This window comes from Thermophilibacter sp. (assembly GCF_966187215.1).
In genome coordinates this window covers 1-9,643 of record NZ_CBIFYV010000074.1, presented here as the reverse complement: position 1 = coordinate 9,643, position 9,643 = coordinate 1, and the positions used below count along the sequence as shown (strand labels likewise).

The following is a 9,643-nucleotide window of genomic DNA, read 5'->3' as shown; positions in this document are numbered from 1 at the left end:
GCCGCGGCCGCGCATACGCGCGCTCGCTGCCGGCGGGAAGCCTGCTCGCGGAGACCGACCTGCCCGCGGAGCCCGGCGCGCCAGGCGGCGCGGACGAGCTCGCGGCGTCGCTGGGGCGCGCCGAGGCCGGGATCGCCGCCGCGCGCGGCATGGAGCCCGATGAGGCCCGTGCGCTTCTCGCCAAGAACGCCGGGGAGCTGCTCCGCTGAGCGTCCCCGGATGGTTTTGTCTGTAGTTTGTTCGGCACCCCCGGAGTACAGACAAAAGTTTTGTGCACAAACTCGCTGGTAAGAGCGTCGATGATTTTGTCTGTACTTCATCGCTCCGCTCCAAACTACAGACAAAGTGGAGGACGTGCCGCGCCGGGCCCGCGTCGGCCCGAAATGGTAGAGTTATGGGGCCCGGACGCGTGAACCGAGGACCCATGAAGCCACTGCGCAAGACCATCCATGCGGGGAGCCCCCTCTCGTCGACGATGCTGGCGAGCTCCTCCGTTGACCTTGACCTGCCGCTCGACGACATCGTGATCGTCTTCGCGTGCAGCGAGAACTTCGTGCCGTACCTCTCCGTGGCGCTGCAGTCCATCGTGGAGAACGCCGGCGCGGGCCGCCGCTACGACGTGGTGGTGCTCACCCGCAACATCAGCCCGGCGAGCATGATCACGTTGACGCGCCAGACCAAGGCGGACAACGTGGGCATCGGCTTTCTGGACGTGGATGCGGCGCTCGGCGACATCGAGCTGCCCCACCACGGCCACTTCCGCCCCGAGACCTACTACCGCCTGCTCGCCCCGCAGCTGCTCCCCAACGTGGACAAGGCCATCTACCTGGACTCCGACCTCGTGGTCAACGCTGACGTGGCGGAGCTCTTCGACACCGACGTCACCGGCTACCCGCTGGCCGCCACGCGCGACGCCGACACCATCGGCCAGATCGACGGCTACGACACCACCGTGGGGCCGTACCTGCGCGACGAGCTGGGCATGGACGACCCGCACGACTACTTCCAAGCGGGCGTGCTGCTGATGAACCTCGCGCAGCTTCGCGCCACGGTCACGCCGCACGAGTTCCTGGCGCTCTCGACGCAGCGGATGTGGCGCTGGCTCGACCAGGACGTCCTCAACAAGGTGGTCAACGGCCGCTACGTGCGCGTGCACATGCGCTGGAACTACCTCATGGACTGGCAGCACCTGCGCCGCACCCACATCGTGGCCAACGCGCCGGCGGACGTGCGCGCCGAGTACGACGAGGCCGCGGCCGACCCCGCGATCGTGCACTTCGCGGGCCCCGACAATCGCCCGTGGCTCTATCCGGACGCGGACGGCGCGGACCTCTTCTGGCGCTACGCGATGAGCTCGCCGTATCTGGACGAGATCCGCGGCCAGCTGGAGGAGTCGCGGGCCTCCGCCGCCGGGCTCGCCAAGCGCGTGCAGGTGCTCGCGCTCTACCGCGGCTTCATGCCGGCGTTCGACCGCCTGTGCCCGTCGAGCTCGCGGCGGCGCGACGCGCTCATCCGTCTCTACCAGCGGCTCGGCGGCACCAACACCTAGCCGCGTCGTCCCAGCCGACTCCACGCGCCCCCGCCGGGGCGAGAAACACGAGTGGGCCGCGTCCCGACCTGGGACGCGGCCCCCTCTCACACGCGTGGCGGAGCGCGGCGCGGCTAGCCGGCGATGCGGTGCTTGCCGTGCGCGGTGGTGACGATCTTGGGGCTCGCTCCCCCGCCGACGCTCTCCTTGGTGACGATGACGCGGGTCACGTCGAGGTCGCTCGGCAGGTCGAACATCGTGTCCTGCAGCGTGGCCTCGCAGATGGCGCGCAGGCCGCGGGCACCGGTGCCGCGCGAGATGGCCTGGCGGGCGATCTCGCGCAGGGCGTCGTCCTCGAAGACCAGCTCCACACCCTCGAGCTCGAACATGCGCCGGTACTGCTTGACCAGCGCGTTGCGCGGCTGGGTGAGGATGCTCACGAGGTCGTCCTCGGTGAGCTCGCGCGTGGCGGTGATCACCGGGATGCGGCCCAAAAACTCCGGGATCATGCCGAACTTGTGCAGGTCCTGGGGCATGACCTGCTCCATCAGGTAGTTCTCGTCGTTCTCGGCGTTCTTGCCCACCTCGGCGTTGAAGCCGATGCCCTTCTTGCCGATGCGGTCGGCCACGATCTTGTCCAGCCCGACGAACGCGCCGCCGCAGATGAACAGGATGTTGGTGGTGTCGATGTGGATGAGCTCCTGCTGGGGGTGCTTGCGGCCGCCCTGCGGGGGGACGCTCGCCTCGGTGCCCTCGAGGATCTTGAGCAGCGCCTGCTGCACGCCCTCGCCCGAGACGTCGCGCGTGATGGAGAGGTTCTCGGCCTTGCGGGCGATCTTGTCGATCTCGTCCACGTAGACGATGCCCACCTGCGCGCGCTCCACGTCGCCGTCGGCGGCGGTGATGAGCTTGAGCAGGATGTTCTCGACGTCCTCGCCCACGTAGCCGGCCTCGGTGAGCGTGGTGGCGTCCGCGATGGCGAACGGCACCTCGAGGAAGCGCGCGAGCGTCTGCGCGAGCAGCGTCTTGCCCGTGCCCGTGGGGCCCAGAAGCAGGATGTTGCTCTTGGCGATCTCGACGTCCTCCTCGCCCTCGGGGACCTCGTCGTTGCCCGAGAGGATGCGGCGGTAGTGGTTGTAGACGGCCACACTCATGGCGCGCTTGGCCTGCTCCTGACCCATGACGTACTGCGAGAGCTCGTCGTAGATCTCGTGCGGGGTGGGCAGGTTCTTGATGGGCGCGGCGTCGTCCGGCTCGGCCGCCAGGTCGGGCGCGGCGGCGAAGTCCGCCTCGTCAATCATGTCGGAGCACGCGTGGACGCACTCGTCGCAGATGTAGACCCCGCCCGGGCCCGCGATGAGCTTGCTCACCTGGCTGCGGCTCTTGCCGCAGAACGAGCAGCGCATCTCGGATCCGTCGGGCGTGCGGCCCTGGTCGTTGGTCGGCATCGGCTACTCCTGGCTCTGGTCGGCGCGCGAGGTGATGACGCGGTCCACGAGGCCGTACTCCAGCGCCTCGGACGCGCGCATGTAGTTGTCGCGCTCGGTGTCGGCGTTGACCTTCTCAATGGGCTGGCCCGTGGCCTCGGAGAGAATCTCGTTGAGGCGCTGGCGGATCCAGCGGGTCTCGTCGGCCACGATCTGGATGTCGGTCTGCTGGCCCTGGACGCCGGAGCTCGGCTGGTGGATGAGCACCATCGAGTTGGGCAGCGCCAGGCGCTTGCCCTTGGCCCCGCAGGCGAGAATGGCCGCGCCCATGGAGGCCGCCATGCCCACGCAGATGGTGGAGACGTCGGGCTTGATGAAGTTCATCGTGTCGATGATGCCCAGGCCCGCGTAGACGTCGCCGCCGGGCGAGTCGATGTAGAGCGAGATGTCCTTGTCGGGGTCCTGGCTCTCGAGGTGCAGCAGCTGCGCGATCACGAGGTTGGCGGAGTCGCGCGTGACCTCCTCGCCGAGGAACACGATGCGGTCGTTGAGCAGGCGCGAGTAGATGTCGTAGCTGCGCTCGCCGCGCGGCGTCTGCTCCACGACGTAGGGGATGAGCGGGATGTTGGTGGGATTGTGCATTGAGGCTCCTTCGTTTGAGCAAAGCCCCGGACGACGGATGGGCCGTCCGGGGCGTCAGCGTTGGGTGGCGAGGGGCTACTCGGCGTCAGCGTCCTTCTCGGCGTCCTTCTCGGCGGCGGCGCGCTCGGCAACCTCGTCCACAATCGTCACCTGGGCGTTCTCGACCAGCCAGTCGAGGGCCTTGGTGCGGCGGATGGAGTCGCGGATGGCGGGCAGACGGCCCTCGGAGCGCCACTGCTCCACGGAGGCGTCGACGTCCTCGACGCCGGCCTTCTCGAACTCCTCGCGGATGTCGTCCTCGGTGGCCTCGAGGCCCAGGTGCGCGGCGAGGGCGTCGAGCGCGAGCGACTGGCGGGCGCGCTCCTCGGCCTGGGCGTGGAGGTCGGCGATGAAGTCGTCGGTCTTGACGCCGCGGGCGCGCAGGTACATGTCGAGGCTGATGTTCTGGCGCTGGAGCTGGGCGAGGAACTCGGAGGCCAGCTCGTTGAAGATCTCGTTCTGGTAGTCGGCGGGCACCTCGTCGAGCTTGAGCTGCTTGCCCAGGGCGTCGACCACGCGGTCCTCCTTGAGGGCGGGCAGCTGGGTCTTCTTGTCGCCCTCGACCTCCTCCTTGACGGCGGCGCGGAAGGAAGCCACGTCGTCGTAGCCGTACTTCTTGGCCATCTCGTCGTCAAGCTCGGGGGTGACCGGGCGCTTGATGGCGTTGAGGGTCACCTTGAGGCTGAAGGTGTGGCTGTGGGTCTCGCCCTCGTGCTCGTGCTCGTGGGTCCACGAGACGTCCTTGGTCTCGCCCTTCTCCATGCCGACGATGGCGTCCTGGAGCTCCGGCTGGACCTGCTGGCCGTCGAGCGCGAGCAGGCGGTTCTTGCCGGCGAGGTGGCCGGCGCCCTCGACGTTCTCGATGTCCACGGAGACGACGTCGCCCTCGGCGGCGGGGCGGTCCTCCTCGATGTCCTCGTAGGTGACCTGGTAGCTGAGCAGCTGGTTGACCTGCCAGTCGATCTCGGCCTCGGTGGCCTCCTCGGGCGGCATGTTGATGGCGGGGGCGTCGTAGCTCTCCAGCTCGCAGGACGGGCGCACGCCGATGGTGGCGCTCGCCACGTAGTCGGAGCCCTCGGTGACGAGGTCGGGGTCGGCATCCTCGGGGCCAAAGCCCACGCGGCCGACCGGCGTGACGTCGAGCTCCTCGAGCATCAGCGGCTCGGCGGCGTTGAGCAGGTCGTTGGTGGCCTGCGCGAGCACGGCCTCGCGACCCATGATGCCGTCGATCACCGGGCGCGGCGCGTGGCCGCGGCGGAAGCCCTGGAAGTTGTACTTCTTCGCGATGTCGCGGTAGGTGCGCTTGACGGCGGCGTCGACCTCGGCGGCCGGGATGGTCAGCTCGGCGGCCATCTTGTTGTCGACGGGCTTCTCAGCGGTGACGGTGATCTTCAACGTTCCTCCAGTGTCTCTGATGGCGGGCGCGCCGCCACTTCCTTCTCGCTGGTGCGGGCGAAAGGACTCGAACCTTCACGGGGTCTCCCCCACTGGAACCTAAATCCAGCGTGTCTACCAGTTCCACCACGCCCGCGCTCTTCACAGCCTTGTCAGTGTAGCAAACTTCTACAGGGTACCCACGTCGCGGCAGACAATTCACGCGATGCCGCGCACGGGTCAAAGGGGGCCTGTCCTCCCTTGGCCCTTCCGGAGGGACCGTGCCCTCGTGTCCTTACGCATTCGCGCAATTGTAAGCCGAAGGGCCGAAACAGCGCAGCTCCCCGTAAGAAACAATCAGGAGACTGACATAATCCCCTGACCGGCGTCCGTCACGCGGCGGACGGTCCGTAGACTGCTCAGCGGAAAACCGCGGGGAAGAGCCCGCGGCCTTTGCACAGGAACCGAAGGGGGATCACGTGAAGAACAGCGTCACCAACGCGTCGCGCCCGATGTCGCGCCGCGGCTTCCTCGGCATGCTCGGTGCGGCCAGCCTCGCCTGCGTCGCCGGGCTCGGCCTCACCGGCTGCGACGACGGCTCCTCCGCCGCCGCGGACGTCGACTACAACGCCATGAGCCTCGACGACCTCATCGCCCAGGCCCAGGAGGAGGGCGAGATCGCCTCCGTGGGCATGCCCGACACCTGGGCGAACTGGGTGGAGACCTGGCAGGACATCGAGGCCGAGTACGGCATCACCCACGCCGACCAGGACATGTCCTCCTCCGAGGAGCTGGCGATGTTCCGCGAGGAGGGCGTCGACGGCACCAAGGACATCGGCGACGTGGGTCAGTCCTGGGGCCCCACGGCCGAGGAGCAGGAGCTCACGCTCAAGTACAAGACCAGCTACTGGGACGAGATCCCCGACTGGGCCAAGGACGACGACGGCGACTGGATCGTGGGCTACTACGGCACGATCTCCCTCATGTCCAACGACTCCACCGTCTCGAGCGCGCCCACGAGCTTCCAGGACCTCCTCGACGGCGACTACAACGTCTGCGTCGGCGACGTGACCGCCGCGGCCGTGGCCCAGTACGCCGTGCTCGCCGCGGCCTACGCGCTGGGCGGCGGCATCGATGACATGCAGCCCGGCTACGACTTCCTGCGCCAGCTCGCCGAGTCCGGCCGCCTCGACGTCTCCGACGCCTCCCTCGCCCGCATCGAGTCCGGCGAGATCGACGTCTGCATCAACTGGGACTACAACTCCCTCAACTACCGCGACCAGATCATGGCCAACAACCCCAATGCGTCCTTCTCGGTCAACATCCCGTCGGACGCCTCCGTGCAGTCCGGCTATTGCACGATCATCAACAAGAACGCGCCGCACCCGGCCGCGGCCTGCCTCGCGCGCGAGTTCATCCTCTCCGACGAGGGCCAGATCAACCTCGCCCGCGGCTACGCCACCCCGATCCGCGACGTCGAGCTCCCCGAGGACGTGGCCGCGCTGCGCCTGCCGGACGAGCAGTACGGCGACCAGGTCCAGACCGTCGACGAGTCCGTCTGGAGCGGCGTCTGCCAGGACATGATTACCTGGTACCAGGAGAACATCATCCCGATCCTCGGCTAGTCACGTAAAGGAGGCAGGCCCGGGCGCCGCGCGCGTCCGGGCCGCATCTATGGAAAACACCGTCAGCATCGGCGAGAAGGACGCGCGCTCCGCACGGTCCGCGTCCTCCCCCGTCACGGGCAGCGCCGGGGCCAGGGCCCCGCGCCGCCGCGTCCGCGCGGGCTGGCTCGCGCTTCTGCCCTTTGTCGTGGTGGTGGCGCTCTTCGAGATCATGCCGCTTCTGCAGCTGGCCCTCGACAGCGTGATCGGCCGCGACTCGGAGTCCCTCGGTCTCGAGAACTACGTCCGCGTGTTCACCACCCCGCTCTATCAGCAGTCCATCTGGAACAGCGTCTGGATCAGCCTGCTCTCCGCGGTGGTTGGCATCGTCGTGGCGTTTCTCGCCGCGCGCTTCGCCTCCGAGGCGTCGCCGCGCGTGCGCAACGCCTTCACGATGGTCCTCAACATGATGTCGAACTTCTCCGGCGTGCCGCTGGCCTTCGCCTTCATGATCCTCATGGGCAACGCGGGCGTGCTCACGCTCATCGGCCAGCAGTTCAACATCCCGTTCCTCGCCAACTTCAACCTCTACGGCTCTGACGGCCTCGTGATCATGTACGTCTACTTCCAGATCCCGCTGGCCACGCTGCTGCTCATCCCCGCCTTCGCCGGCATCCGCAAGTCCTGGCGCGAGGCCGCCACGATCCTTCAGGCCTCGAGCTTCGACTACTGGTTCAGGATCGTCATCCCCAACCTCATGCCGTCGATCCTCGGCACGCTCTCCGTGCTCTTCTCCAACGCGCTCGCGGCCTACGCCACGGCCTACGCGCTCGTGATGAACAACTACGCGCTGCTCGCGCTGCAGATCACCTCGCGCTTCCGCGGCGACGTCCAGACCGACGCGGCCACCGGCGGCGCGCTCGCCATGGTGCTCATCGCCCTCATGGTCGTCTGCACGCTCGTGAACAACTACTTCACGCGCCGCTCCGCCAAGGGAAGGGAGCTCGTCTGATGGCCGACAAGAACCTCAGCGCCGCGGCCGCCGCGCCGCGCGCCGCCAGGGCGGCCAAGGCCACGGCCCCCGTCAAGAAGACCTCGCTCGCGGGCAAGATCTTCCTCGGCGTGGTTGCCGCCTACCTGCTCGTCCCGTTCCTGGCGACGCTCGTCTACTCGCTCTTCGTGGAGTGGACCGACATCCTGCCGTCGGGCTTCACCTTGCGCAACTACCAGGAGCTCTTCACCAACACCGTGTTCTGGGCCTCCATCGGGCGCACGCTCATCCTGTGCCTCGTGAGCGTGGCCATCACGATCGTGCTGATCCTTCTCGCCATGTACGTGGTCGTGGCCGTGAACCGCAAGGTGGCCCCGGTGATGCAGTTCCTCTGCATGATCCCGTACGCGCTGCAGGGCGTGATCCTCTCCATCGGCATCATCTCGCTCTACACGGGCACCGGCACGATCCTCTCCAACCGCATGTTCATGCTCTTCGGAGCCTACACGATCCTCGTGCTGCCCTACATCTACCAGGGCATCCGCAACGCCCTCAACTCCATCGACGCGGGCATGCTCATCCAGGCCGCCGAGATGCTCGGCTGCGGCCGCTTCCGCGCCTACGTGCAGGTGGTGCTGCCCAACATCCTCTCCGGCATCCTCGTCTCGAGCCTGCTGGCCGAGAGCATCATCTTCGGCGACTTCGTGCTCGCCAACAACATCGCCGGCACCAACTACCAGAACATCCAGGTGTTCCTGCAGGCCAACATGGACGTCTCGAGCGGCCTCTCCAGCGCCATCGTCGTCGTGATCTTCGTGGTGGTGGCCCTCGTCACCGCCCTCGTCCTCAAGCTGCAGGGCGCCGCCCAGAACAACGCTAAGGAGCAGGCATAATGGCTTACATCGAGTTTCAGGACGTGGTGAAGCGCTTCGGCGACAACACCGTCCTCGACCACATCAGCTTCGGCATCCAGCAGGGCGACCTCGTGACGCTGCTCGGCCCGTCCGGCTGCGGCAAGTCCACGCTGCTGCGCTGCCTCTCCGGCCTGGAGACCGTCACCGAGGGCCGGATCATCCTCGACGGCCGCGACGTCACCGACGTGCCCGCCTCAAAGCGCAACATCGGCATGGTCTTCCAGCAGTACAGCCTCTTCCCCAACATGACCGTCGAGCAAAACGTCGCCTTCGGCCTCAAGATGAAGAAGGTCCCCAAGGACAGAATCGCGAGCAAGGTGGCCGCCGCCATCGAGATGGTGGAGCTCAAGGGCAAGGAGAGGGCCTATCCGGCCAACCTCTCCGGCGGACAGCAGCAGCGCGCGGCCCTCGCCCGCTCCATCGTGACCGAGCCGGCCGTGCTGCTGCTCGACGAGCCGCTCTCCGCCATCGACGCCAAGCTCCGCAAGGCCCTGCAGTCCCGCATCCGCGAGATCCACAAGGAGCTCGGCCTCACCACGATCTTCGTCACGCACGACCAGGACGAGGCCATGGTCATGTCCGACGTGATCCAGCTCTTCCACTCCGGCCGCATCGAGCAGGCCGGCAGCCCCGTTGAGGTCTACACCAACCCGGTCTCCGAGTTCGCCGCGAGCTTCATCGGCAGCTACAACCAGCTCTCCGCCGGTGAGTTCTCCCGCCTCGCCGGCGTGAGCGTGCCGGCCGGCAACGTGGTGGCCGTCCGCCCGGAGACCATCGGGATCGCCCGCGAGAAGCCCGAGGCCGCCGAGGGCGCCTACGTGGTCAGGGGCACCGTGGTCGACAGCACCCCGCGCGGCAACGTGCTGCGCTACACCGTCAACGTGGGCGAGACCACGCTACGCGTGGACGTGCTCTTCCGCAGCTTCCACATGTTCGACGACCTCGACACGGTCTGGCTCACCCTCCCCGAGCACGACTGCCTCTTCATCCCCGCCGAGGCCGCCGCATAGGGCCGTCCCCCGGCGAAAGGGACGTCCTTCTCGCCACCCCTTGCGCTTCACCCTTCATCCCCGCAGGCCCGCGCGCCCCCTCCCCCAGAGCGCGGGCCGAACAAGAAAAGGAGC

At 67.6% G+C, this 9,643-nt stretch carries 8 protein-coding genes, 1 tRNA gene and 1 pseudogene; 6 read left to right on the top strand and 4 right to left on the bottom strand.

Features of this window, described 5'->3' with window-relative positions; translation table 11 throughout:
• Positions 1-209 (top strand): annotated as a pseudogene (locus tag ACWTSU_RS06250) (TatD family hydrolase); the annotation flags it as partial.
• 215 nt (positions 210-424) lie between these two features.
• Positions 425-1,549, top strand: a complete 1,125-nt coding sequence (locus ACWTSU_RS06245; RefSeq protein WP_455139010.1) for a glycosyltransferase family 8 protein — start codon at positions 425-427, stop codon at positions 1,547-1,549.
• A 113-nt stretch (positions 1,550-1,662) separates the two neighbouring features.
• Here ACWTSU_RS06245 and clpX read toward each other — a convergent pair whose 3' ends face one another.
• From clpX to ACWTSU_RS06225, 4 genes are all read right to left on the bottom strand, one after another.
• Positions 1,663-2,976: an ATP-dependent Clp protease ATP-binding subunit ClpX gene (gene clpX, locus ACWTSU_RS06240; RefSeq protein WP_455139009.1), complete on the bottom strand. Its 1,314-nt coding sequence runs from the start codon at positions 2,974-2,976 to the stop codon at positions 1,663-1,665.
• A gap of 3 nt (positions 2,977-2,979) precedes the next feature.
• Positions 2,980-3,597: an ATP-dependent Clp protease proteolytic subunit gene (locus tag ACWTSU_RS06235; protein ID WP_455139008.1), complete on the bottom strand. Its 618-nt coding sequence runs from the start codon at positions 3,595-3,597 to the stop codon at positions 2,980-2,982.
• Between the two features lie 75 nt (positions 3,598-3,672).
• The gene (tig, locus tag ACWTSU_RS06230) at positions 3,673-5,031 is read right to left on the bottom strand and encodes a trigger factor (RefSeq protein ID WP_455139007.1); all 1,359 of its coding nucleotides are present in this window, start codon (positions 5,029-5,031) and stop codon (positions 3,673-3,675) included.
• Between the two features lie 49 nt (positions 5,032-5,080).
• A tRNA-Leu gene (locus ACWTSU_RS06225) sits at positions 5,081-5,167 on the bottom strand.
• A gap of 322 nt (positions 5,168-5,489) precedes the next feature.
• Between ACWTSU_RS06225 and ACWTSU_RS06220 the strand changes: the two genes are divergently transcribed.
• Genes ACWTSU_RS06220 through ACWTSU_RS06205 form a run of 4 tightly spaced genes read left to right on the top strand, consistent with a single transcriptional unit; the run spans position 5,490 to position 9,529 of the window.
• Positions 5,490-6,635, top strand: a complete 1,146-nt coding sequence (locus ACWTSU_RS06220) for an ABC transporter substrate-binding protein (RefSeq protein ID WP_455139006.1) — start codon at positions 5,490-5,492, stop codon at positions 6,633-6,635.
• 49 nt (positions 6,636-6,684) lie between these two features.
• Positions 6,685-7,626, top strand: coding sequence for an ABC transporter permease (locus tag ACWTSU_RS06215; protein WP_455139005.1), 942 nt, complete (start codon positions 6,685-6,687; stop codon positions 7,624-7,626).
• The gene (locus ACWTSU_RS06210) at positions 7,626-8,498 is read left to right on the top strand and encodes an ABC transporter permease (RefSeq protein ID WP_455139004.1); all 873 of its coding nucleotides are present in this window, start codon (positions 7,626-7,628) and stop codon (positions 8,496-8,498) included. The genes ACWTSU_RS06215 and ACWTSU_RS06210 overlap by 1 nt, the downstream gene beginning before the upstream one ends.
• Positions 8,498-9,529 (top strand): ABC transporter ATP-binding protein, encoded by a 1,032-nt coding sequence (locus tag ACWTSU_RS06205; RefSeq protein ID WP_455139003.1) that lies wholly within the window; start codon positions 8,498-8,500, stop codon positions 9,527-9,529. Before ACWTSU_RS06210 ends, ACWTSU_RS06205 begins: the two co-directional genes overlap by 1 nt.
• Positions 9,530-9,643: the final 114 nt, after the last annotated feature.